We start from the raw sequence: 25061 nt of genomic DNA on the forward strand, positions 1-25061 counted from the left end.
CCCTGCCGTTATCGTGGCGGCAGGACGCGGCGAACGAGCCGGTCAAAGCGTCGAAGGCCCCAAGCAATATCGCAGGATCGGCGGCGAAGCCGTGCTTATGCATACTGTGCGCGCTTTTCTGGCTTGCTCAATGATCGATGAGATCGTTGTCGTTATCCATAAAGAAGATGATGCACTGTTCGTACAAGCACTCGGCGATATGAAAGCTAAGGTGAAGGCCGTTACTGGAGGCCCGACCCGGCAGGAATCGACCCGCTTGGGCTTGCTCGCTTTGAACAATGCAGAAATCGATCACGTACTCATTCATGATGGGGTGAGACCTTTCATAGCCGCAGACCTGCTTGAGCGTATAATCTTCAACCTGACACCTCATATCGGCGTTCTTCCGGTGCTGGCAGTGTCCGATACGCTGAAAGCTGCGGGTCCAGATGCAATGGTCAGTGCAACGGTACCTCGTGCCGGGCTCTATGCTGCCCAGACGCCTCAGGCATTCCCATTCAAACCAATTCTTGATGCACACAATGCCGCCTTCGCCGAGGGCCGCTCTGATTTCACCGATGACTCCGCGATTGCCGAATGGCATGGATTACCCGTTCGTATCGTCGATGGCTCAGCCGACAACACGAAGCTAACATGGGCAAAGGATATCGAAATGGCCGATGACCGTCTGTCGCAGAAGCAATCCGCTTTCCCGGATGTACGGACTGGCAATGGCTATGACGTCCATGCCTTCGAGCCCGGCGATGGCGTATGGTTGGCGGGCGTTTTTATCAAGCATGACAAGAAGTTGTCAGGGCATTCTGATGCAGATGTGGCTTTGCATGCCCTGACCGACGCTCTATTGGCCACGCGTGGTGCTGGGGATATCGGCACACACTTTCCGCCTTCTGATCCCCAATGGAAAGGCGCGGCCTCTCACATCTTCGTTCAACACGCCGTAAAGATCGTGAAAGAGGCTGGCGGAAGGATCGCCAATGCCGATATCACCTTGATCTGTGAGGCCCCAAAAGTTGGTCCTCATCGCGAGGCGATGACCGCCGCTTTAGCCGCAATGCTGGGAATTACCGCAGATCGCATTTCAATAAAGGCGACAACCAATGAGAAGCTTGGCTTCATTGGGCGTGAAGAAGGTATTGCGGCCATAGCGACCGCCTCAGTCATCTATCCCGGCGGATTACCCGAATGAGTGTGATGATTGCGGAAGAAAAAGCTACGGCGCTGCTCAATGTCTGCCGTCGCAGGGGCATCATGCTGGCAACGGCCGAGTCCTGTACCGGCGGCCTTATAGCTGCGTCGCTGACAGATATTGGTGGCTCTTCTGATGTTGTCGATAGAGGTTTCGTGACCTATTCCAACGAGGCCAAGCATGAAATGCTGGGCGTACCGACTGAACTGATCGAGCAATATGGCGCTGTATCCGAGCAAGTTGCGCTGGCGATGGCAACGGGAGCAGTCGGTCATTCCCGCGCCGGTATCGCAATCTCCGTTACCGGCATTGCCGGCCCGGGCGGCGGCTCAGAAGAAAAGCCTGTTGGGCTGGTTTGGTTCGGGCTTGCCATCAAAGGCCAGAAAACGATTGCTGCCCTGCATGTTTTCGAAGATCACGGACGTGCTTCAATCCGCATGGCAGCAGTCAATACTGCACTTGATATGGCAATCTCTGCCTTGGGAACTACAGCCGCTTGACCACAAAAGCCATGCCGATTGATTTTGGCGTGACAGGTTCAAAGCCGAATTTTTCATAAAGATATTTAGCGGGACCATCAGCAATCAGACTGCAATAGGCCCCATCCGGCGCATTGGTTTGTACATAGTCGACGAGGTTTTCGACAATCATCTTGCCCAAGCCCTGACCCTGATGCTCAGGATCGACAGCAATATCGACAACTTGATAAAAGCAACCATTGTCCCCAATGATCCTGCCCATCCCGACAGCCTGCTCCCGATATCGAATGATCACGGCATGAATTGTATGGGGTAGACCACTTTCCGCAGCTTCGCGGCTCTTGGGGCTCAATCCCGATATCACCCGCAACCGCATATAATCATCTACAGATGGCGTTTCGACGCTCAGTTGATAATCGGTATTTTCGTGTTGCACGCTAAACTCTTTTCAAACTGCTGGCGATTTACCATCCGCACCATAAATAGCGTCGGCGCGTTTTTCGAACGCTTCGGTGAACTTGCGGAAGGCAATATCGAACATTGAGCCCATGAGAAATCCAAGGGTGCGGCTCTTGAACTCATAATCAATATAGAATTTCACGGTTGAACGCTCAGGATTTGCATCCGGAACGAACTGCCAGCGGTTATCCAGATAGCGAAAAGGACCATCAATATATTTGGTCTCAATGATGTTTTCCTCGCGCTTCAACAGCACTTGGCTGGTGAAGGTTTCACGGATGAGCTTATAGCCGACTGTCATGTCCGCTATAAGCAGGACCTTGCCATCCCGCTCTTTACGGGAGCGCACTTTCAGGCTTTCGCACATCGGCAGAAACTGCGGATACTTCTCCACATCGGCAACGAGGTCAAACATCTGCTCAGCGCGGTGTGCAACCGGACGGTTCGTATCGAACTTTGGCATGGATCAGGTGCGACTTGCGTGCAGCGCCTCGCGTGCAGCTCTCAACCTGGCAAAATCTTCACCGGCATGATGGGAGGAGCGTGTCAGCGGGCTTGATGCAACAACGAGGAAGCCCTTTGTTTTGGCGATCGTCGCATAGGACTTGAACTCATCCGGCGTCACATAATTCAGCACTGCATGATGCTTGCGGGTTGGCTGCAGATATTGACCTATGGTCATGAAATCCACATCTGCTGAACGAAGATCGTCCATAAGCTGCAAAACCTCGTTCCTCTTCTCACCAAGCCCGACCATGATGCCGGATTTCGTGAAAATCGTCGGATCGATTTCCTTCACGCGCTGCAGCAGGCGGATTGAGTGGAAATAGCGTGCACCCGGACGAACCTTGAGGTAGTTCGAAGGGACAGTTTCAAGATTGTGATTGAAAACGTCAGGCCGGGCAGCAACGACGATTTCCAAAGCACCGGGCTTACGCAGGAAGTCTGGCGTCAAAATCTCGATTGTCGTACCGGGCGATATGCGACGAATTGCCAGAATGACATCGGCAAAATGTTGCGCACCGCCATCCGCCAGATCATCACGATCAACAGACGTGATAACGACGTGCTCCAAGCCCATTTTAAGCACGGCCTTGCCCACATTGTCGGGCTCTTCGCGGTCAAGTGCTTTTGGTAACCCAGTGGCGACATTACAGAACGCACAGGCGCGTGTGCAGATTTCGCCCATGATCATGAATGTAGCGTGTTTCTTGTCCCAGCACTCACCGATATTCGGGCAACCAGCTTCCTCGCAGACAGTTACAAGATTATGCGAGCGGACAATGTCCCGTGTTTCGGAGTAGCCTTTGGAAATCGGTGCCTTGACGCGAATCCAATCAGGCTTCTTCAAAAGCTCTGTATCCGGACGATTTGCTTTTTCCGGATGGCGCAGACGCCGTTTTTGATCAATCGTGTCGAGTACCGTTACCATTAGACTTCCTAGCTTGCGGCTTTGGCTTTACCAAAGACCCACAGGATGAGAATTGCGCCAACTGTCGCAACGATCAGATTTCCAAAGAATCCATAGAAATTGAAATTCACCAGACCTGCCAGCGTTCCCCCAACAAACGAACCTGCAATACCGACAAGTATATTGGTGAAAAGCCCATGGTCGCGATTCATCGCCTTTTCGGCGATATAACCCGCAATGAAACCGATAACCAGCATCCCGAAAAAACCCACTTCAGGCATACCCATGATACCGACGACTGGTTGATCCATCTTCGTTGTTCCTTTTTAGCGCCCTGATGCAATCGCTATGGCACGAAACACCAAGGCCCATATAGCACCGAAAAGAAAGCCACCCAAGCCACAGGCAAAAGTGACGACCCAAACACCTGTCCAGCCGGAAATTTCCGTGCCGTTCACTGATATGGTGTTACCCGAAACCATACTCAAGGCAGCGGGTACAAACCCAATCAATATCCCGATCAAGGTTGACCATTTGAGGATCGACCACGAGAATTTTATCCAGGGTCCACTGTCCTTTATGGTTACCAGAGCGTAGGTTCCTTCCTGTTCGCTTAAACGTTACGCGTTGAGTACACGGCCATAAGCATCCAGCACGCTTTCCTTCATCATTTCTGACAAGGTCGGATGCGGGAATACGGTGTGCATAAGCTCTTCTTCGGTCGTCTCCAGATTCATGGCGACGACGAAACCCTGTATGAGTTCAGTCACTTCTGCACCAACCATGTGCGCGCCAATCAGCTGACCGGTCTTCTTGTCAAAGATTGTCTTGACCAGCCCCTGATCTTCACCAAGTGCAATGGCTTTGCCGTTCGCAGCGAACTGGAAGCGACCGACCCGAATTTCACGTCCGCCTTCCTTAGCTTTGGCTTCAGTCAAGCCGACAGAGGCAACCTGCGGGTGGCAATAGGTGCAGCCCGGAATCTTGTCCTTTTCCATGGGATGAACGCCGGGGACATTGGCAATCTTCTCAACGCAGATAACACCTTCGTGCTCAGCCTTGTGTGCCAGCATGGGCGGACCGGCCACATCACCAATCGCATAGATACCCGGAACGTTAGTCTTGCCATAGCCATCAATGACAACGCAGCCGCGATCAGTCTTTACGCCAAGCGCTTCCAGACCAAGGTTTTCAATGTTGCCCTGAACGCCAACAGCAGAAATCAGGCGGTCAGCAGTGATCTTCTCGACCTTGCCGTCCTTGGTTTCAACATGCGCCGTAATGGAATTTGCAGATTTTTCGACCTTCGTTACCTTGGCTTCCGTAATGATCTTCATGCCCTGCTTTTCAAACTGCTTGCGCGCAATAGCGGAAATCTCCGCATCTTCGACAGGCATAACGTTTGGCAGAAGTTCTACGACAGTCACTTCTGCGCCCATCGTGCGGTAGAACGAGGCAAACTCGATACCAATAGCACCAGAACCCATCACAACGAGTGATTTTGGCATTTCCGGTGGAACCATGGCCTCGAAATAGGTCCAGATCAGCTTGCCATCCGGCTCAATGCCAGGCAGCGCGCGTGGCCGCGCGCCAGTCGCGAGGATAATGTGCTTGGCAGTATAAGTGCCCTCGCCCTGTGCATTCTTGGGCACAGGATTTTGCGGCTCCATAGGTTTCTTCGAAGTCTTTGAAACAACGATCTCACCGGGCTTGGAAAGCTTGGCTTCGCCCCAGATGACATCGACCTTGTTTTTCTTCATCAAAAACCCGATGCCGGCGTTCAAGCGGGCAGAAACGCCACGCGAACGTTGCACAACAGCTTTGATGTCGGCGGAAATCTTGCCTTCGATCGTGAGGCCATAATCCTTGGCGTGCTGGCCGTAATGGAAAATTTCCGCCGAGCGCAGCAGAGCCTTGGTTGGTATGCAGCCCCAATTCAGGCATATGCCACCAAGATGCTCACGCTCGACGATTGCCGTCTTCAGGCCCAGCTGAGCAGAACGGATTGCGGTTACATAGCCGCCGGGGCCAGAACCAATGATGATCACGTCGTAATTATTGGCCAAGACGAAATTCCTCCTGAATTAAAGATCGAGTATGTCTCGAACGATAGGTGCAACGGCTTTACCGATTGCCCGTGTATTTTCTGCATCAAGATGTACACCATCGAGCGGCGATACTTTCGCAACCGATCCCGCATCGAAGAAAACGCAACCGGCAAAGTCTGCCGCATCGCGATAGAAATCAGCGAGCAATCGCGACTGCTCAACCCCTTGTTCAAAGGTCAGACGAAACTCCGGCCCCTGTGTCTCACCCAAAGCGGGAGGCGACATGACAAGGATCTGCGGCGGCTTGGCGTTCTGTTGGTAAGGCGTTGTACGCACGATCTCTATCAGCCGCTGCATACCACGTTTCGTGCCCTGCGCATTGCCGCAGATGAACGTCTTCATATCATTGGTGCCGAGCATAATGATGATGAGATCGAGAGGAAAATGCGTGCCAAGCGCATTGGTCAATGTCTTGGCACCGTTCCTTTGAAACCCCGACAAATGATCATCATAAGCCGTTGTACGCCCATTCAGACCATCGGCAACAACAGTAACAGCAGGTCCAAGCTGCGCCTGCAGCACCTGTGGCCACCGGTCCTCCAGTGCATGGCGACCCGACCCGTCCGGGATGTAACCCCAGGTGAGTGAATCGCCATAACAAAGGACTGTTTTCATCGTGTTGCTCAGACCAGCATGCCCATCGGGTTTTCAATGTGCCGCTTGAAGGCTTGAGCCAGTTCAGCGCCCAAGGCACCATCAACCGCACGATGATCGGTTGAAAGCGTGACCGACATCACCGTAGCAACCTTGATCTCGCCCTTCTTCACCACGGCACGCTCTTCACCCGCACCAATGGCAAGGATCGTTGCGTGAGGCGGATTGATGATCGCAGCAAAGTCTTTCACCCCGAACATGCCAAGGTTTGATACGGCAGTCGTACCACCCTGATACTCTTCAGGCTTCAACTTGCGATCCCGCGCACGCTTGGCCAAGTCTTTCATTTCGTTGGAAATGGCCGACAATGTTTTCTCTTCGGCCTTGCGGATGATCGGCGTGATCAGACCGCCAGGAATGGAAACAGCTACGCCCACATCCGAGTGCTTGTGTTTGACCATGTTGCTTTCGGTCCAGGAAACATTGGCCTCCGGAACATCCCGCAAAGCCAAAGCCATTGCCTTGATGATCATGTCATTGACTGACAGTTTGTAGACCGGCACATCACCCTTATCAGTTTTGCGCATTGGTGCAGCAAGATTGATCTGCTGGCGCAGGGCCAGAAGTGCGTCAAGCTCGCAATCGACAGTCAGGTAGAAATGCGGAACTGTCGACTTTGCTTCGAGGAGACGCTTGGCGATTGTCTTGCGCATGCCATCATGCGGCACAAGCTCGTAAGAGCCTTCCGCGAACAGCTTGAGCACCGCATCGTCAGACATGGGCTTCGGTGCTGCGGGCGCAGATGCACCCGGTGCAGCCGCCGCTGGCGCAGCAGCTTTGGCACCGCCACCGGCGATAGCCGCTTCAACATCCTTCTTGATCACACGGCCATGGGGGCCGGAGCCTGTAACTGCCGAGAGATCAACACCAGCATCCTTGGCAATACGACGGGCGAGCGGCGATGAGAATGGACGATCGCCCGATTTGACGCTGGCAGGAGCCGAAGCAGTTTCCTGCCTTGGAGCTTCTGCTTTGGCCGGTTCTGCCTTGGGAGCATCGGCTTTAGGTGCCTCTGCCGCCGGTTCAGCTTTCTTTTCTTCCTTTGCCTCGGCCTTGGCAGGGGCAGCGTCACCACCACCCTGTGCAGCCGCGCTCGCGTCCTCGCCATCGGCAGCAAGAATGGCAATCAAGGCATTGACCTTGACACCTTCTGTGCCTGCCGGAACGACGATCTTCGCCACGGTGCCTTCATCAACGGCCTCGACTTCCATCGTCGCCTTATCGGTTTCAATCTCGGCGATAACATCGCCGGGACCAACCTTATCGCCTTCCTTGACAAGCCATTTGGCAAGATTGCCTTCTTCCATCGTGGGAGAAAGCGCCGGCATGGTGATATTGATCGGCATATCGATTTCCTCCCCTTTATGCTGTGTAGGTCACAGCTTTGACGGCGTCGATGATTTCCTGAACGTTCGGCAGTGCCAGCTTTTCCAGATTGGCCGCATAAGGCATTGGAACGTCCTTGCCTGCAATCGTAAGGATCGGCGCGTCGAGATAATCGAACGCCTGCTGCATGACGCGGGTCGCGATTTCCGTACCAACGGACGACTGCGGATAGCCTTCCTCAATCGTTACAAGACGGCCAGTCTTCTTAACCGATTCCACCACCGTTGGGATATCCATCGGGCGGATGGTGCGCAGATCGATGATTTCCGCATCAATCCCCAACTTCGCCAGCTCCGCTTCAGCTTTCACCGTATAGTTCATGCCGATGCCGAAAGAGACGAGCGTAACGTCATTACCCTTCTTGTGGATGCGCGCTTTGCCGATTGGCAGAACGAAATCATCCAGCTTCGGCACATCAAAGGAGTGGCCGTAAAGGATTTCGTTTTCAAGGAAGATAACCGGATTTGGATCGCGGATTGCAGCCTTCAGCAGGCCTTTTGCGTCAGCAGCAGAGTAAGGCATGACAACCTTAAGACCTGGGATGTGGCTGTACCACGCGGCGTAGCACTGTGAGTGCTGAGCCGCCACGCGCGATGCTGCACCGCTTGGCCCACGGAACACCATTGGAGCGCCCATCTGGCCGCCAGACATATAAAGTGTCTTGGCTGCAGAATTCAGAATCTGGTCGATTGCCTGCATCGCGAAGTTGAAGGTCATGAACTCGACGATTGGACGCAAACCCGTCATCGCAGCACCGACACCGACACCGGCAAATCCATGCTCGGTAATTGGCGTATCGACCACGCGGCGCGGGCCAAATTCATCGAGCAGTCCCTGGGTGATTTTGTAGGCACCCTGATATTCGGCAACTTCTTCACCCATGACAAATACTGAGTCGTCGCGGCGCATTTCTTCGGCCATTGCATCACGCAAGGCTTCACGAACTGTCGTCGAAACCATTTCCGTACCCGCCGGAATATCTGGATCGGCAGCAACTTCGGTCTTCGGGGCAGCAGGAACTTTAGCCTTTTCAGACGCTTCTTCCTGTTTCGGAGCTTCAGCCTCGGCCTTTGCAGGCGCTTCTTCTGCCTTGGCAGGAGCTTCAGCCTTTGGCGCAGCGGCGTCGTCAGCGCTTTCACCATCACCCAGCAACACGGCGATCACGGTGTTAACTTTCACGCCATCAGTGCCTTCGGCGATAAGAATCTTGCCGATTGTGCCTTCGTCAACGGCTTCGACTTCCATCGTTGCCTTGTCGGTTTCAATTTCTGCGAGAATGTCACCGGAAGTAACCTTGTCGCCTTCTTTTTTCAGCCATTTGGAAAGTTTGCCCTCTTCCATAGTCGGCGAGAGCGCTGGCATAAGAATATCTACAGGCATGGTAGCGCCTCCCTTAGAGCAAAATGTCGGTGTAAAGCTCGGATGCATCCGGCTCCGGATCGGACTGGGCGAAATCGGCAGCATCTGCAACGATATCGCGAACGTCCTTGTCGATCTTCTTCAGATCGTCCTCTGTGGACCATCCTTTCTCGATCAACCGGTTCTTCACCTGCTCAATTGGGTCATGGTCGGAGCGCATCTTCTGCACTTCGTCCTTCGAACGGTACTTGGCCGGGTCCGACATGGAGTGACCACGATACCGGTAGGTCTGCATTTCAAGGATCATCGGGCCTTTGCCCGTGCGGGCCCAAGCTGTTGCTTCCTCAGCCGCAGCATGAACAGCGCGAACATCCATACCGTCCACCTGAATGCCGGGAATGTTGAACGACAGGCCGCGTTTGGAGAAATCAGTCTCGGCTGATGCACGGGAAACCGAAGTACCCATCGCATAACGATTGTTTTCAATGATGTAGATGACAGGAAGCTTCCACAGCGATGCCATGTTGAAGCTTTCATAAACCTGCCCCTGATTGGCAGCGCCATCGCCGAAATATGCGAGCGAAACATTACCATTGTCGCGATATCGGTTGGCAAATGCCAGACCAGTTCCAAGCGAAACCTGCGCACCCACGATGCCATGGCCGCCATAGAAATGCTTTTCCTTGGAGAACATGTGCATGGAGCCGCCCTTGCCCTTGGAAAGGCCGCCGCGACGTCCGGTCAATTCAGCCATCACGCCGCGCGGGCTCATGCCGCAAGCAAGCATGTGACCGTGATCACGATAACCGGTGATATTCTGGTCACCTTCCTTCAACGACATCTGCATGCCGGTAACGACTGCTTCCTGTCCGATGTAGAGGTGACAGAAACCGCCGATGAACCCCATACCATACAGCTGTCCGGCCTTTTCTTCGAAACGGCGGATCAGCAGCATTTGCCGGTAGGCTTCCAGCTCCTGTTCTTTGGTGAATTCGATTGGTTTTGGTGCTTTTACAGCAGAAGTCTGCGCGGAACGCGCAGGGCTTTTTTTCGCCCTCGTGGCCATATCTCACTCCCTGTGACTTGGTCGCAAGAGAATAGCAGCAGGGACAGAACTTACAATACGCAGAATCGAATAAGTGCTATGCAAATAAGACGTTCAAAATACACAATAAAACAGCTATTAACCGGATATCAGTTAATAGCTAAATCCCCGGAACCACGCATTATCGTGACTTCATCCGGGCGGGAAACGTTCAGTGCTTTGCGAGCTTGCTCGTCCAGCATATCCTTCTCAATAGTCCCATCATGCATAAGTTTTACCTGCCGTTCAAGCTCCTTGCGATTCTCGACAACGGCAGCAAGTTGAGCCTGCAAAAGCTGGGTGCGTTCCTGCAGCTTGATGGTGGAGTATAGCCCGTATTCGCCGTGGTAGGCATGGAACCCGAAATAAGCAAAAAACAGTGCAGCAAGCAGCGGGACTATCAAACGCCCTCGCCTGGTTTTACGTCTCTGTTTTGTCCACATTGCTTTATCCGGATCGCTACGGAATCAGGTCACAATGGCCCGATTGTTTGTTCGCTCATAAAACAATGTTTTGCTTAACAGGCGATTACCAAGGCGCGAAAACCCGGAGCTCACTTGTGTCGGTTTATCGGACTATTTCCGATCTTGAGCCCTCCCAATAAAAAATGGCGGTACAAGACCCGCCATTTTCGATTTCTGAAGGTCAGCTATCAAAGAAAGCGGAAAACACCGCGGCCAGCATAGCTCGCCTGCGGGCCGAGTTCTTCTTCGATACGGATCAGCTGATTGTATTTCGCGATCCGGTCGGAACGTGACAGCGAGCCGGTCTTGATCTGTCCGCAATTCGTCGCAACTGCCAGATCAGCAATCGTTGAATCTTCGGTCTCGCCGGATCGATGCGACATCACTGAAGTGTATCCGGCGCGATGTGCGGTTTCGACAGCATCGAAAGTTTCCGAAAGTGTACCGATCTGATTGACTTTGACGAGGATCGAATTGGCGACGCCCATCTTGATGCCATCACGAAGTCGCGCGGAATTGGTCACGAAAAGATCATCACCGACGAGCTGGCATTTTTTGCCGATAAGATCGGTAAGGTGCTTCCAGCCTTCCCAATCGTCTTCCGACATGCCGTCTTCAACAGAGATAATCGGATAGTTGCCAACGAGCTGGGCCAGATATTCAGCCTGGGCCTTTGGATTGCGCGTCTGGTTATCGCCTTCATAAACGTAATTGCCGCCCTTGAAGAATTCCGTTGCGGCGCAATCAAGACCGATAGCGATTTCTTCACCCGGCTTGAAGCCGGCTTTTTCAATCGACTCCATGATGAAGTCGAGAGCTTCCTCAGCCGAATTCAAGTTTGGTGCAAAGCCGCCCTCATCGCCGACATTTGTGCTGTGACCTGCATCCTTGAGGCGCTTCTTGAGTGTGTGGAACACTTCAGAGCCATAGCGTACAGCTTCTGCCAAAGAAGATGCGCCAACAGGAAGGATCATGAATTCCTGAAAGTCGATTGGATTGTCTGCATGCGCACCACCGTTGATGATGTTCATCATTGGCACTGGCAGAACATGTGCGTTTGGACCACCGAGGTAGCGATAAAGCGGCAGACCCGAAGCTTCGGCAGCAGCCTTCGCAACAGCAAGTGAAACGCCCAGTATAGCGTTCGCACCGAGACGGCTCTTGTTTGGCGTACCGTCCAGATCAATCATTGTCTGGTCGATGTGAATCTGGTTTTCGGCCTCAAGGCCGCCAATAGCATCGAACAGTTCGCCATTGACCGCATCGACGGCCTTCTGCACGCCTTTGCCCAAATAACGTTGGCCGCCATCGCGAAGCTCAACAGCTTCGTGCGCGCCTGTGGATGCACCGGAAGGAACAGCAGCACGGCCCATCGAGCCGTCTTCAAGAATGACATCGACTTCAACAGTCGGATTACCACGACTATCCAGAATTTCACGGCCAATAATATCGACGATCGCAGTCATGGGATTTCCTTTTGAAAACGTGGGACAGCATAAGCTGGCAACTGAATAGCGAATGAAGATGACAAGGAAAACCCTGACAAGGCGATTTGTGCGTTAAAACGAAAAAAAGGCCGCTGGAGAGCGGCCTTTTTCGAAGTTAAGCGACATTAAGCCGCCTTATCGACCTTATAATAGGAGAACGACATGTCCCTGACCTTACGGCCATCGTTTTCTGTAAGCTCACTGATCGTGTTCACAGGAGCCTGTTCAAGCTGCTGACGGGTCAGCGAGACAGCATAGCCGCCATTTTCCTTGTCATAATCGAGTAGCGACCAAGGTACGGCGTGATATTTCTCGCCAATTCCCAGGAACCCGCCAAAGCCGATCACCGCAAACATGATCTTGTCCGACGTTTTGTCGAGCATCACATCTTCAATTTCGCCCATCTTTTCACCAGCAGTATTATATACATTGGTGCCGATGACACGTGAGGCGCGAATAGCAGTTGTATGTCCTGTACTGGTTGGCATTTTGCTTTCTCCTTCTTGCGTTGGCATGAAGAGTTAATGGGCAAACCAGCCCATGAGTTGCAAAAAACTTTAATTTTAATCGTGGAACAATTCCGCTGATAGTTAAACGGATTTTGCTATCCGATCAAACTCAAGAAGCTTTTCAAGCAGGCGCGGCATCTGATCAAGCGGCACCATGTTTGGACCATCGGAAGGCGCATTGTCGGGGTCCTGGTGCGTCTCGATAAACAAACCAGCAACCCCCACGGCGACCGCTGCACGCGACAGGGTTTCGACAAACTCACGCTGCCCCCCCGTCGAGCCCCCCTGTCCGCCCGGCTGCTGCACCGAATGCGTTGCATCGAAAATCACCGGCGCGCCGAAGCCTGCCATGATCGGCAGTGAACGCATGTCTGAAACAAGAGTATTATAACCAAATGAAGCGCCACGCTCTGTCAGCATTACATTCGGGTTGCCACTTTCTGTCACCTTCGCCGCAACATTCTTCATGTCCCATGGCGCAAGAAACTGGCCCTTCTTGATATTAACAACCTTGCCCGTCTTGGCAGCAGCAAGCAAAAGGTCTGTCTGGCGGCACAAAAAGGCAGGTATCTGCAAAACATCGACCACTTCGCCGAGGATAGCGCATTGCTCTTCCGTGTGAACATCCGTCAGGGTAGGAAGACCGAATTCCTTTTTGATGTCGGCAAAGACCGGCAATGAATTTTCAAGACCAAAGCCACGCTTGCCTGAAAGCGAAGTGCGGTTTGCCTTGTCGAAGCTTGATTTGTAAACGAGGCCGATGCCAAGCTTCTCTGTTATCTCCTTCAACGCGCCAGCCATGTCAAAGGCATGCTGACGGCTTTCCATCTGGCAGGGACCGGCAATAAGCGCGAGCTTGCCGCTGTTGGAAAATGCAACATTACCAGCAGAAACAGTGGAATTCTGGGACATATCAAAGAGCCTCAAATGCGATGGCGGCACCCTGCCCCGGTGCCTTATGCACAATCAGGCGGGAGCCACGCTTTTCGATGGGAATATTGTTGTTGGTGAGCAAAGATTCAACGGCGGCAAGATCACTCACCGCAAGAACAAAAGCCTGCAGACGCAAACCACGTTCAGCCGTTGAGGCTTCTATGCCGAAAAATGCCAGTAAGCCGGACGGCGTAAGCACTGTAATATTTGCGTTAGCCGCAGTGATATCCATGCCGAATGAATGCGCATTCACATCGCGCTGATTAAGCACTTCCTGCAAGGGATACTGAAAATCCGTTGGATTGATCTCCGAGAGTACAATCTCTCGCAGAGCCACAGCGCCATTGGCGTGCGATTGCAAAGCGCTTCGATCAACCTTTGGCGAATTTATGCGCTCGCACGTAAAGAAGAATGCGTCAGGCGCACGAAGATCAGCCGCAAAGGCGAGACGGAAACCGGCCCTGTCCTCTTTTCCATCCGGCAAAATGAATGGCCGGGAGAAATCCAGAATGTTGCCCGCTGAAATCCCGGCCTCGATAAATGTCTGATGATCGGCCTTGGCATTTTTGCTGCCCATGACGAGCGCTGAAAAGCCTTCTTGTCCGTTCCGGAACCGATAAGCGTGATCGCGCGCAACAAATACATTGCCCGCCCGGGCCTCTTGTTCACAGGTTTCGCGCTGACCTACAGCCAGTGCTTCCAGAAACGTGTCATCGCTGAAGAAGACACATACATTCTCTGTACCAAATGGATGGATACCTACTGGCGCAACCGTAAATCCAAGCTGTCCCAGACGGCTACGGGCAATTTCCAGCTCCGCCGTGGGCAAAACCAGATGATCAACAGGTCGGGGCGTGCGTGGTGAAGATGTGTTCATGATGAAAGGGTGTGCCTCAATGCGGATTGCAATTCAAGTCACACCCTCGCCAATCAAACCAGCCTGCTTTGCGCCATTGCCGCATTGATGAACGATGCAAACAATGGGTGTGGCTCAAACGGGCGTGACTTCAGTTCCGGATGATATTGAACGCCGATAAACCAGGGATGGTCCGGATATTCAACAGTTTCCGGCAAAACACCATCCGGTGACATGCCTGAGAACACCAGACCACACTCTTCAAGCCGGTCCTTATACTCAATGTTCACCTCATAACGATGACGGTGACGCTCGGAAATATCGGTCGAACCGTAAATATCAGCTATCCGGGTGCCGGATTTGAGCAGCGCCTCATAGGCACCAAGACGCATGGTACCGCCAAGATCGCCAGCTTGTGCCCGCTTCTCCAGCATATTGCCCTTGAGCCATTCAGTCATGAGACCCACAACCGGCTCACTTGCCGGGCCGAACTCGGTAGAGGATGCCTTTTCGACACCCGCCAATGAGCGTGCTGCTTCAATCACAGCCATCTGCATGCCAAAGCAGATACCAAAATATGGCACCTTCTTTTCGCGTGCGAATTTCGCCGCAAGTATCTTGCCTTCAGAACCGCGCTCACCAAAACCACCCGGCACCAGAATGCCGTGCACCTTCTGCAGGTAGGGAGCCGGATCTTCCTGCTCGAATATCTCGGACTCGATCCAGTCCAGATTGACCTTAACCTTGTTGGCCATGCCACCATGATGCAGCGCTTCAATCAGCGACTTATATGCATCCTTGAGGCCTGTATATTTACCAACGATGGCAATTGTCACTTCGCCTTCAGGATTATGAATACGCTGGCTGACTTCGTCCCAACGCTCCATACGAGGCTTCGGCGCTGGATCAATGCCGAATGCGGCCAGGACTTCCGAATCCAGACCTTCTTCATGATAGGCCATGGGCACATCATAAATTGTATCAACATCAAGCGCCTGAATAACCGCCGAAGCGCGCACATTACAGAATAGCGAAAGCTTGCGACGTTCGGATTCCGGAATCTCGCGATCAGCGCGAATAAGAAGAATGTCAGGAGCAATACCGATTGAGCGCAACTCTTTGACTGAGTGCTGCGTCGGCTTGGTTTTGAGTTCGCCCGCTGCCGGAATATAGGGCATCAGGGTCAGGTGGATATAAACCGCGCTGCCACGTGGCAGATCATTGCCAAGCTGGCGGATCGCCTCAAGGAATGGCATTGCCTCAATATCGCCGACCGTGCCGCCGATTTCGCAAAGTACGAAATCATAATCCTCATTGCCTTCGACAATGAAGTTCTTGATCTCGTCGGTTACGTGAGGAATTACCTGTACAGTCGCGCCGAGATAATCGCCGCGGCGTTCTTTTTCGATGATATTGCGGTAAATCCGCCCTGTCGTGATGTTATCCTGCTTGTTCGCAGGACGCCCCGTGAAGCGCTCATAATGACCCAGATCAAGGTCAGTTTCAGCGCCGTCATCAGTTACGAACACTTCGCCATGCTGATAAGGCGACATCGTACCGGGGTCGACGTTGAGATAAGGATCGAGCTTGCGAATCCGTACACGGTATCCACGAGCCTGGAGGAGTGCCGCCAAAGCGGCTGCAGCGATGCCTTTTCCGAGGGAAGAAACCACGCCGCCAGTGATGAAAACATATCGGGCCATGGGCTTATCTCGTTAGTCCTTTGCAAGTGATTTGGCCACAAAAAAATTCGGCAATAATGCCGTTTTCCCGCACAAATCTTTTCTTCATTTCAAACAAAACGGCCAGACGTAAAGTCTGGCCGTTCAATCACTTGGCGATTTAGTTATTACAGAACAATAACTTCCGTGCCGATTTTCACACGGTCATAGAGATCGATCACATGGTCATTCACCATGCGGAAGCAACCATTTGATGCCGAGCTGCCAATGCTGGAAGGGATAATCGTTCCGTGGATACGTATATGCGTGTCCTTGTTGCCCTGAGACAGATAGAGCGCCCGCGCACCGAGAGGATTACCCGGACCACCATCCATGCCGTTTTCATACTTGGCATAGTGAGCAGGCTCGCGCTTGATCATATCCTTGGTCGGTATCCAGCGCGGCCATTCGCGCTTGGTCTGGATAACGGCAGTGCCTTTGAACTCAAGGCCTTCCTTGCCAACCGCAATTCCATAGCGACGGGCAGTGTAAGGGCTTTCAACAAGATAGAGGAATCTCGCCTGCGGATCGATAACGATCGTGCCTGTCTTGTATCCGGAAAATTCCACTTCCTGTGGCATATACTTCGGATCAAAGCCGTATTTCGTCTTCTTCGGACGAGCCGGCGCGCGGGCCTCGGCAACTTCTACCGGCTTGGCCGCATCGCGTTCCCCGGTAAATGGCTTGGTCAGTTTCTTGAGGATCGGCTCGGCAGATGCAGGGCCGGCCAACGCCAGAACGGACATCCCTATGAGCAATGAGCGACGTGACAACATGATGTGTATTCCCGCATAGATTGCAAAACGTCCTATCGACGCTTGCTTGGGCCTCTAGGCCAACTTGATATTGCGATAACTGAAGACGGGATTCTTCTCAATGCAAATCGATGTGATCGTTCCATACAAGCTATCGATGCACGCAAGAAGTTGCGGAACCGCAACACATTGGTGCGGTTCCGCGTAATTGTGTAACCCGATAGGATTACTGCGAATTCGGAACCGGATTAGCAGGCTGCGCAGGAGCGGCCGGGGTCGCTGGAGCTGGCGCGGACGATTCGGGTGCTGGTGCAGCTGGTGTTGCAGGCGCATTCGATGATTCGCCGCCAAGCTGGTTGAGGATACCACCGCTTGCAGGCGGCTGACCGGCAGGCTGGCTGCCCGTCGTTGTCGGGATACGATTGAGAATGTCAGTCGGTGTTTCGCTAAAGCGTGACATGATACCGAGCGCCAGGGATGTAATGAAAAATCCGGTCGCCAGAATAGCCGTTGCGCGCGTCAGCACGTTTGCAGCACCGCGTGCCGTCATCAAACCCGATCCGCCGCCGATACCCAGACCGCCGCCTTCGGAGCGCTGCACGAGCACGACCCCAACCAGGGCAAGTACAATCAGAAGATGAATCACGATAACGACGGTTTGCATGGGTATTTTTCTGCTTCTCAAGTGTCGGACGCGGCTCTTTACACCGTATCGGCTGATAAACCAAGCCCGTCAGACAACAGTTTTAAGGCTAAAGCGAATGATATGCTTCACAGATGGCGAGGAAGTCAGGCGCTTTCAAGCTCGCACCGCCAACCAATGCACCATCAACATTATCTATACCGAGAAGTTCAACGGCATTGGCGGGTTTGACAGAGCCGCCGTAAAGAATGCGCATTTTATTGCCCTCGCCGCCAAAGCGCTTGCTCAGGGCCGCACGAATGGAGGCGTGAACCTCGCGCACATCTTCGGCAGTTGGGGTGAGACCGGTTCCAATCGCCCAAACCGGTTCGTAGGCAATAATGGTATTGGCGGCAGTTGCGCCTTCAGGAATAGATCCGGCAAGCTGTGTCGCGATGATCTCGAGTGTCGAACCCGCCTTGCGTTGCAGTTCGGTTTCTCCGATGCAAATGATGGCAGATAGTCCAGCCTCCCAGCCCGCGCGTGCCTTCGCGCTCACAATTGCGTCAGTTTCAGCGTGATCCGTCCGGCGTTCAGAATGACCAACAATGACATGCGATGCGCCGGCATCTTTAAGCATGGTGGCGGCAATGTCACCCGTATGCGCGCCGGACTGCTTGGAATGGCAATCCTGACCGCCAATACTTAACCGCTCGCCCTCAACGGACTGAACAGCCCGGAAGACAAGCGTTGCGGGTACACAAATCAAAGCGTCGATCTTTTCACCAATTGCAGAGTTGGGCCGATTGACGATCACACGAAGTTCATCAAGCTGATCTCCGACGCCATTCATTTTCCAGTTACCGGCGACGAGAGGGCGAATATCCGGGGTCATCTTCTCTTCCTTAAGGTCACGAAAGCCATGGTTTGGGCGATTTTCTGAAGTCTTTCATTGCCTGACTAGCAAATTCACTCGATAAAGCAATCGACACAAGCTTTGCATCACGCTATTCCCGCTAGGATTCAACTGCGTTCTTTTGATACGGTGACTTTAATATGCTCGACTCTCTCCGCAATGTTGCCCAGACGTGGGTAGCCAAGTTGCTCCTCGGCCTTCTCGGTCTCAGCTTCGTGGGCTGGGGCGTTTCGAGCACTGTTCTCGGCGCAATCAATGGTAATGCCGCCATCAAGGCAGGGCATTCGGAGGTTTCTCCGGTGGATTACCGCCTGGCCTATGATCGCCAGCTCGCATCACTGTCCCAGCGTTTTGGCCAGCGCCTCACCCGCGAACAGGCTGACGCTATCGGCATCAACAATCAGGTGCAGGGTCAATTGGTCGCCGGCGTCGTGCTGGATGAGCAGGCACGCACCATGTCCCTCGGCCTTTCCAAAGATCGGCTTGCACAACTTGCTGCGGAAGACCCGGCATTTCAGGGCGCAAATGGCCGGTTCAGCAATGTGCAATTTGATGCCGTTCTACGTAACGCTGGGATGACACCGCAAAATTATCTCGACAATCGCGCACAAGTGGCACGCCGCCAGCAGATCGTCGAGGCTGTTGCTGATGGAATAAAAGCTCCGGAAACACTGATCAAAGCCATTGCGATCTTCAAAGGCGAATCGCGCACCATCGAGTACGTGGCTATGCCAAAGAACTTTGTAGCAAGTGTTACCGACCCCAGCGATGCAGACTTGAAAACCTATTTTGAAGCAAACAAGGACGTCTATGGCGCGCCGCAATATCGTAAGATCAGCTACGTAAAACTCGAAGCTGCGGATATCGCAAATGCAGCGACCGTAACGCCGGAAGAAATCAAAGCCGAGTACGACAAGAACATCGACCGTTACTCCACGCCGGAGACGCGTACGATTGAACAATTGTCATTTGCTGACGAAGCTGCAGCAAAGGCTGGTTTGGAAAAGCTCAAATCCGGCACAAGCTTTGAAGATCTGGTAAAGGCCGAGGGCAAGACGATGCAGGATGTCCATCTTGGGACGTTCCCTAAAACTGGCCTGCCCGATCAGTCAATTGCTGAACCAATTTCCGCCCTTCAGGCAAACAGCACAAGCGACGTTCTCAAGGGCACGTTCGGTCCGGTTATCGTCCGCGTGACTGCCGTGACGCCGGAAGTAATCAAGCAATTGCCTGAGGTAGAAAAAGAAATTCGTGAGAATATTGCTCTTGCTCAAGCAGCGAACGCCGTTGCTGACGTTCATGACGCTTACGAAAATGCTCGCGCCGACGGCGAATCCATGGCTGAAGCGGCTGCAAAGCAAAATCTGAAGGTTGTCACCATTGATGCCGTTGACCAGAATGGTCGTGCACCTGATGAAAAGGACGTTGCCAATCTTCCCTTTGATGAAAATCAGATGGCAGCAATCTTCCAGGCAGACGTCGGCTTCGACAACGAGGCGTTCAGCCTCGGTACGAATGCTTATCTTTGGTATGATGTCGATAGTGTCACTCCAGCACGTCAACGCCCGCTGGATGAGGTAAAGGCCAAAGTCATCGAGAACTGGAAGACTGCGGAGCTGGAAAAGCAGCTGAATGCAAAGGCCGAAGAAGTCCGTAAGCGGGTTGCTGACGGTACTTCGCTGGATGCAATCGCAAATGAATTTAAATTCACCAAGGAAACCAAACGCGGCATTACCCGTGAAAGCAAAGATGCCGATCTTGGTCAGGGTGGTGTAGATTCGGTTTTCGATGGGCCACAGGGTATTGTGGGCATGACTGAATCGGCCAATGATGGTTCAAAGCTCATCTTCAAGGTTACCGAGGCGGTCGAGCCTGCAAATGTGGGTCCGGATTCACTGACCACTGCAGAAAAGGACGCATTCGGCTCGCGTCTTGCCGATGATCTTCTCGATCAGTTGGTCGTGCAGTTGCAGACCGTCTATCCGGTAACTGTCAACCAGACCGTTATCAATCAGGCGCTTTCCCGGTAAAAATGAGTGAATAATGGCTGAGCTAAAGCGTTTCATTGGTATTGCCGCTTCAGGCAAGGCACTTTCGCAAGATGAGGCCGTTGAAGCCTTTGACATCATGATGTCCGGGCAGGCAACGCCCGCACAAATTGGCGCATTGCTTATGGCGCTGCGTGTACGCGGCGAGAATATCGATGAAATTACCGGCGCTGTCGCTGCCATGCGCTCGAAGATGCTCAAAGTCAGGACTTCGGTTAACGCGATTGATATTGTTGGCACTGGCGGCGATCAATCGGGGTCTTACAATGTCTCGACCTGTGCTGCCTTTGTTGCAGCGGGAGCTCGTGTTCCCGTTGCCAAACACGGCAATCGCGCGCTTTCTTCCCGCTCAGGTGCCGCAGATACATTGGCGGCTCTTGGCATCAATATTGAGATAGGACCGGACCTGATCGCTGCCTGCATTGAGCAAGCCGGTATCGGTTTCATGTTCGCCCCGATGCATCATCCGGCGATGAAACATGTGGGGCCCGCGCGCGTTGAACTTGGGACACGCACCATTTTCAACCTGCTAGGTCCACTGACCAATCCTGCCGGTGTAAAACGCCAGCTGGTCGGCGTTTTTGCGCCGGAATGGGTAGAGCCAATCGCCCATGTGCTGAAGAATTTGGGCTCTGAGTCCGTTTGGGTCGTTCATGGTGACGGCCTTGATGAAATCACCACCGCGGGCGTAACCAAGGTTGCAGCATTGGAGAATGGCGCGATCCGCACTTTCGAGATTGAGCCGGAGAACTTCGGATTGGCTCGCGTTGATCCACAGGATCTGAAAGGCGGGACTGCTGATGAAAATGCGGTCTCACTGCTCTCCGTGCTGGACGGTGCACACGGTGCTTATCGTGATATCACCTTGTTCAACGCCGGTGCAGGGCTCGTTATAGCCGGCGCAGCAAGCGACCTGAAAGCAGGCATTGAGATGGCCGCACATTCTATCGACAGCGGTGCGGCGCGAAATGTGCTAAAGAAGCTGGTTCAAGTTTCAAATAGCGGGATAGCCTGAGCATGGTAGATATTCTTCGCAAGATCGAGGCGTATAAGCGCGAGGAAATTGCTGCTGCAAAAGCAGCCGTCTCTCTGGATGATCTTAAGGCGCACATCCTCGAGCAGGATGCCCCGCGCGGCTTTCTCGATGCGTTGAAAACAAAACGTGCAAAGCGTGAATTTGCGCTGATTGCCGAGATCAAGAAGGCCAGTCCGTCAAAAGGGTTGATCCGGGCAGACTTTGATCCACCAGCATTGGCAAAAGCCTACGAGCTTGGTGGCGCTGCCTGCCTTTCCGTTCTCACTGACGGCCCATCCTTTCAGGGTGCACCGGAGTTTCTGAAAGCGGCTCGTGACGCTGTTAAACTCCCTGCCCTGCGTAAAGACTTCCTTTTCGACACCTATCAGGTCTACGAAGCCCGCAGCTGGGGGGCTGACTGCATCCTGATCATCATGGCAAGTGTAAGCGATGACCTGGCGAAGGCGCTAGAAGAAGCAGCCTTTTCACTTGGAATGGATGTGCTCGTAGAAGTGCATGATGAAGCCGAGATGGAACGTGCATTGAAGCTCGCATCGCCTCTTCTTGGCATCAACAATCGTAATTTGCGTACATTCGAAGTCGATTTGGCTGTCTCGGAAAGATTGGCTGAAATGGTGCCGGAATCGAAGTTCCTTGTCAGTGAAAGCGGCGTTTTCACCCATGATGATTGCCAGCGTCTGGCGAAATCAAATATCGGCTCATTCCTTGTCGGCGAAAGCCTGATGCGGCAGGCCGATGTGACGGCGGCGACAAAATCCCTGCTTTTTGGCAACGCCTCACAAACGGATGCCGCATGACATCGGCGAAGCTGTCCCATCTCGATGCGACAGGTGCTGCCAACATGGTTGATGTTGGCGATAAAACCGAAACCGTGCGTATGGCCACAGCCGAAGGGTTCGTTACGATGCTGCCCGAGACGCTGGAACTTATCCAAACCGGCAATGCTGCGAAAGGTGATGTTATCGGCACCGCCCGCATTGCCGGTATTATGGCGGCAAAGAAAACTCACGAACTCATTCCGCTTTGCCATCCTCTGCTTCTGAGCAAGATATCCATTGACGTTGAAGCCGACAAAACTTTGCCAGGGCTGCACGTTACGGCAACTGTCAAGCTGACCGGCAAGACCGGTGTTGAAATGGAAGCACTCACCGCAGTTTCGGTGGCCTGCCTGACGATTTACGATATGGCGAAGGCAGTGGATAAAGCCATGACCATCCAGAACATCCGGCTTTTGCAAAAAACCGGCGGAAAATCTGGCGACTGGACCGCCAATATAGCTGCTGGCGGTCATTAAATGAGCGGACTCCTTCCTGTCGCCGAGGCCCTCTCCCGTATTCTTGGTGCCGCCGTAAAAGCAGATGTTGAAACAGTATCACTGAGCAAGTCCGGAGGACGCGTTCTCGCTGAAGACTTATATGCAAAGCGTCAACAGCCGCCATTTGCCGCCTCGGCCATGGATGGCTATGCCGTTCGTGCAGCGGATATTGCTGAAGCACCTGTTACCTTGAAATTGATCGGCCAGTCTGCCGCTGGCCATGCCTTTTCAGGTTCCGTAGGTACTGGCGAGACAGTTCGTATTTTCACAGGAGCGCCAGTTCCCGCCGGAGCGGATAGTGTCGTAATTCAGGAAAATACCGTTGCGAGTGGTTCTGAAATCAAAATCAACGAGAACCTCGACCTCGGGAAGAACATTCGCAAAGCCGGGCTGGACTTCAATCAGGGTGACTTACTGCTCAAGGCTGGACGGGTGCTCGACCCATCGGCGCTCGCGCTTGCGGCAGCGGCCAATTATCCGCAGGTTCCGGTCTATCGGCAGCCTCGGGTGGCGATACTTGCCACGGGCGATGAACTTGTAAATCCCGGTGAAGAACTTCGCCCTGACCAGATCATCGCTTCCAACAGCTTTGGTCTGATGGAAATCGTTCGGCTGGCTGGTGGACTTCCAATTGATCTGGGCATTGTAGAAGACAGGCTGGAAGCCTTGAGTGACGCGTTTGACCACGCTGTCAGCGCCAAGGCCGATATTCTGGTTACACTTGGTGGCGCTTCAGTTGGCGACCATGATCTGGTGCAACCCGCACTGGTGGCCAAGGGCATGCAGCTGGCCTTCTGGAAGATTGCCCTGCGCCCCGGCAAACCGCTAATGTTCGGCCATCTGAAAAATATGAACATTCTTGGCTTGCCGGGCAATCCCGTTTCCAGCCTGATATGCGCGCATATTTTTCTGGTTCCTCTCATTCGGGCAATGCTCGGCCTGACACATTATCCGGATTTGCGCGCGGCGATTTTAAGCCATGATATGGGCATCAACGACCAGCGCCAGGATTATGTTCGCGCGACGCTTGAACGGAACTCGGACGGTACACTTGTAGCCACGCCATATCCGATACAGGATTCGTCGATGCTCAAATTTCTCAGCGACGCCGAGTGCCTTATCATTCGCGAGCCTCACGCCCCCGCCATCAAGGCGGGGACGATCTGCAAGGTCATGATGCTACGCTAGATTTGCTTCAAGTTGGTGCTCTTTACGATCGCTTTCCGTTATCGTCGCAAGGTCGATTGCCTTCTGCAGCTTGGCTGCATGCCGGAATGATGGTTCAAGCGTTCTGCCCTGTGCAACCGCTTCAACAAAACGCTGATAGTTTGTGGAAACAGGCTCGACTTCAAGCTCTTTCCACGTCGCTGTTTCCACATCATCGCCCAGACAAACCATGAGTTTTGACCCGTCGTGGCGATGTTGAATTTCAAGCGAGCCTTTGTCGCCATACACGCGCAGTCGTAACTCGTTCACATGCCCTGTAGCCCAGCGGCTGGAGTGGACTACGCCAAGCGCACCATTGGTGAAGCTGACAGTCATGGTGAAGCTGTCATTGGCATCAAGGTCATATTCGCCGATCTTGTTGCCGTCCGCCTTGTCAAAGGCTTTCAACCGGCAAAAAATCTCGTCGATTTCCGTATCGGTCGCATAGACCACAAAATCCAGTATGTGCACGCCAACGTCGCCAAGCGTGCCGTTCGAGCCATGTTTCTTCGACAAGCGCCAAAGCCAGCGGCTTTCAGTGCGCCATTCGCCCCACATTTTTGCTACGAGCCAGCTTTGCAGATACGAGGCTTCAATGTGCTTGACCTTGCCGATCTGACCACCAGTCACCAGTTTGCGCGCGGCCTGCAACTGCGCGACATTTCGGTATGTAAGGTTGACCATGCCAACCAGATGTGCTGCCTCGGCAGTGTCAGCCATTTCCATTGCATCATGATGATTGACCGCAAGCGGTTTCTCGCAAAATACGTGCTTGCCGGCTTTCAGACATTGCATGGTTGTCGCGTAGTGGATGCTGTCCGGGGTGATATTGGCAACGGAATCGAAATCACCCCATGCGAGCGCATCATCCAGTGAAGTGAAAGCACGTTCGATCCCGTACTTTTCCCGGAAGGCCTCGACGCTGCTAATATTCACGTCGACCGCGCCTGCCAGTGTCACACCCTCAATTTCAGAGAAGTTTTTTGCATGAGCGTTGGCCATGCTGCCGGTTCCGAGGATCAGTAAGCGCATTCTTGCGGTCCTTTAAACGCGCGCTGCACTCCCTT

27 protein-coding genes are annotated in these 25061 nt (G+C 53.3%); 7 read left to right on the top strand and 20 right to left on the bottom strand.

Annotated features, from left to right (window positions below; genetic code table 11):
- Together PMI41_RS23180 and PMI41_RS23185 are read left to right on the top strand one after the other, a co-directional pair.
- The coding region (locus PMI41_RS23180) for a bifunctional 2-C-methyl-D-erythritol 4-phosphate cytidylyltransferase/2-C-methyl-D-erythritol 2,4-cyclodiphosphate synthase (protein WP_008128969.1) at positions 1–1186 on the top strand (1186 nt) is incomplete at its 5' end.
- The gene (locus PMI41_RS23185) at positions 1183–1686 is read left to right on the top strand and encodes a CinA family protein (protein ID WP_008128971.1); all 504 of its coding nucleotides are present in this window, start codon (positions 1183–1185) and stop codon (positions 1684–1686) included. The genes PMI41_RS23180 and PMI41_RS23185, both read left to right, overlap by 4 nt.
- Here the strand turns inward: PMI41_RS23185 and PMI41_RS23190 are convergent.
- From PMI41_RS23190 to tpiA, 19 genes are all read right to left on the bottom strand, one after another.
- Entirely contained in the window at positions 1673–2101 is a 429-nt protein-coding gene (locus tag PMI41_RS23190; protein ID WP_008128974.1) for a GNAT family N-acetyltransferase, read from the bottom strand. The two genes, PMI41_RS23185 and PMI41_RS23190, sit on opposite strands and share 14 nt — an antisense overlap.
- Positions 2102–2113: 12 nt before the next feature.
- Positions 2114–2587, bottom strand: coding sequence for a type II toxin-antitoxin system RatA family toxin (locus PMI41_RS23195; protein WP_008128977.1), 474 nt, complete (start codon positions 2585–2587; stop codon positions 2114–2116).
- Positions 2588–2590: 3 nt separating this feature from the next.
- Positions 2591–3556, bottom strand: coding sequence for a lipoyl synthase (gene lipA / locus PMI41_RS23200; RefSeq protein ID WP_008128981.1), 966 nt, complete (start codon positions 3554–3556; stop codon positions 2591–2593).
- Positions 3557–3564: 8 nt separating this feature from the next.
- Complete coding sequence (locus tag PMI41_RS23205) at positions 3565–3846, bottom strand: GlsB/YeaQ/YmgE family stress response membrane protein (RefSeq protein ID WP_008128983.1); 282 nt, start codon at positions 3844–3846, stop codon at positions 3565–3567.
- A 15-nt stretch (positions 3847–3861) separates the two neighbouring features.
- Entirely contained in the window at positions 3862–4059 is a 198-nt protein-coding gene (locus tag PMI41_RS25535) for a hypothetical protein (protein ID WP_081497189.1), read from the bottom strand.
- Between the two features lie 96 nt (positions 4060–4155).
- The gene (lpdA, locus tag PMI41_RS23215) at positions 4156–5601 is read right to left on the bottom strand and encodes a dihydrolipoyl dehydrogenase (protein ID WP_008128986.1); all 1446 of its coding nucleotides are present in this window, start codon (positions 5599–5601) and stop codon (positions 4156–4158) included.
- An 18-nt stretch (positions 5602–5619) separates the two neighbouring features.
- Positions 5620–6258 (bottom strand): SGNH/GDSL hydrolase family protein, encoded by a 639-nt coding sequence (locus tag PMI41_RS23220; RefSeq protein WP_008128989.1) that lies wholly within the window; start codon positions 6256–6258, stop codon positions 5620–5622.
- Between the two features lie 8 nt (positions 6259–6266).
- Positions 6267–7643 (bottom strand): pyruvate dehydrogenase complex dihydrolipoamide acetyltransferase, encoded by a 1377-nt coding sequence (locus PMI41_RS23225; RefSeq protein ID WP_008128990.1) that lies wholly within the window; start codon positions 7641–7643, stop codon positions 6267–6269.
- A gap of 16 nt (positions 7644–7659) precedes the next feature.
- Positions 7660–9063, bottom strand: coding sequence for a pyruvate dehydrogenase complex E1 component subunit beta (locus PMI41_RS23230; RefSeq protein ID WP_008128992.1), 1404 nt, complete (start codon positions 9061–9063; stop codon positions 7660–7662).
- Between the two features lie 13 nt (positions 9064–9076).
- Positions 9077–10108, bottom strand: a complete 1032-nt coding sequence (gene pdhA, locus PMI41_RS23235) for a pyruvate dehydrogenase (acetyl-transferring) E1 component subunit alpha (RefSeq protein WP_008128994.1) — start codon at positions 10106–10108, stop codon at positions 9077–9079.
- Between the two features lie 128 nt (positions 10109–10236).
- Entirely contained in the window at positions 10237–10569 is a 333-nt protein-coding gene (locus PMI41_RS23240; protein ID WP_008128996.1) for a septum formation initiator family protein, read from the bottom strand.
- A 209-nt stretch (positions 10570–10778) separates the two neighbouring features.
- Entirely contained in the window at positions 10779–12056 is a 1278-nt protein-coding gene (gene eno, locus PMI41_RS23245; protein WP_008128998.1) for a phosphopyruvate hydratase, read from the bottom strand.
- A 146-nt stretch (positions 12057–12202) separates the two neighbouring features.
- The gene (locus PMI41_RS23250; protein ID WP_008128999.1) at positions 12203–12565 is read right to left on the bottom strand and encodes a PRC-barrel domain-containing protein; all 363 of its coding nucleotides are present in this window, start codon (positions 12563–12565) and stop codon (positions 12203–12205) included.
- Positions 12566–12667: 102 nt separating this feature from the next.
- Positions 12668–13498: a 3-deoxy-8-phosphooctulonate synthase gene (gene kdsA, locus PMI41_RS23255; protein WP_008129001.1), complete on the bottom strand. Its 831-nt coding sequence runs from the start codon at positions 13496–13498 to the stop codon at positions 12668–12670.
- A 1-nt stretch (position 13499) separates the two neighbouring features.
- The gene (locus tag PMI41_RS23260; RefSeq protein ID WP_008129003.1) at positions 13500–14396 is read right to left on the bottom strand and encodes a VOC family protein; all 897 of its coding nucleotides are present in this window, start codon (positions 14394–14396) and stop codon (positions 13500–13502) included.
- 53 nt (positions 14397–14449) lie between these two features.
- Positions 14450–16078 (bottom strand): CTP synthase, encoded by a 1629-nt coding sequence (locus PMI41_RS23265; protein ID WP_008129004.1) that lies wholly within the window; start codon positions 16076–16078, stop codon positions 14450–14452.
- Between the two features lie 146 nt (positions 16079–16224).
- Complete coding sequence (locus tag PMI41_RS23270) at positions 16225–16872, bottom strand: L,D-transpeptidase (RefSeq protein WP_008129005.1); 648 nt, start codon at positions 16870–16872, stop codon at positions 16225–16227.
- Between the two features lie 205 nt (positions 16873–17077).
- Positions 17078–17515 carry a preprotein translocase subunit SecG gene (gene secG / locus PMI41_RS23275; RefSeq protein ID WP_008129008.1) on the bottom strand — a complete coding sequence of 146 codons (438 nt, stop codon included), beginning with the start codon at positions 17513–17515 and terminating at the stop codon, positions 17078–17080.
- 88 nt (positions 17516–17603) lie between these two features.
- Complete coding sequence (tpiA, locus tag PMI41_RS23280; RefSeq protein ID WP_008129010.1) at positions 17604–18368, bottom strand: triose-phosphate isomerase; 765 nt, start codon at positions 18366–18368, stop codon at positions 17604–17606.
- A 161-nt stretch (positions 18369–18529) separates the two neighbouring features.
- Here tpiA and PMI41_RS23285 point away from each other — a divergent pair, with 161 nt between their 5' ends.
- From PMI41_RS23285 to glp, 5 genes are read left to right on the top strand one after another with little or no spacing between them, the layout of a single operon-like run.
- Positions 18530–20419, top strand: coding sequence for a SurA N-terminal domain-containing protein (locus PMI41_RS23285; RefSeq protein WP_008129012.1), 1890 nt, complete (start codon positions 18530–18532; stop codon positions 20417–20419).
- Positions 20420–20432: 13 nt separating this feature from the next.
- Entirely contained in the window at positions 20433–21452 is a 1020-nt protein-coding gene (gene trpD / locus PMI41_RS23290; RefSeq protein ID WP_008129014.1) for an anthranilate phosphoribosyltransferase, read from the top strand.
- Between the two features lie 2 nt (positions 21453–21454).
- Positions 21455–22270 carry an indole-3-glycerol phosphate synthase TrpC gene (gene trpC, locus PMI41_RS23295; RefSeq protein WP_008129016.1) on the top strand — a complete coding sequence of 272 codons (816 nt, stop codon included), beginning with the start codon at positions 21455–21457 and terminating at the stop codon, positions 22268–22270.
- Positions 22267–22767 (top strand): cyclic pyranopterin monophosphate synthase MoaC, encoded by a 501-nt coding sequence (moaC, locus tag PMI41_RS23300; protein WP_008129017.1) that lies wholly within the window; start codon positions 22267–22269, stop codon positions 22765–22767. The genes trpC and moaC overlap by 4 nt, the downstream gene beginning before the upstream one ends.
- A complete protein-coding gene (gene glp / locus PMI41_RS23305; RefSeq protein ID WP_008129018.1) occupies positions 22768–23976 on the top strand; it encodes a gephyrin-like molybdotransferase Glp in 1209 nt (402 codons plus the stop codon).
- Here the strand turns inward: glp and PMI41_RS23310 are convergent.
- Positions 23968–25026, bottom strand: a complete 1059-nt coding sequence (locus PMI41_RS23310; RefSeq protein WP_008129020.1) for a Gfo/Idh/MocA family oxidoreductase — start codon at positions 25024–25026, stop codon at positions 23968–23970. The genes glp and PMI41_RS23310 overlap by 9 nt on opposite strands.
- Between the last annotated feature and the right edge of the window lie 35 nt (positions 25027–25061).

This window comes from Phyllobacterium sp. YR531 (assembly GCF_000282595.1).
Classification (GTDB): Bacteria; Pseudomonadota; Alphaproteobacteria; order Rhizobiales; family Rhizobiaceae; genus Phyllobacterium.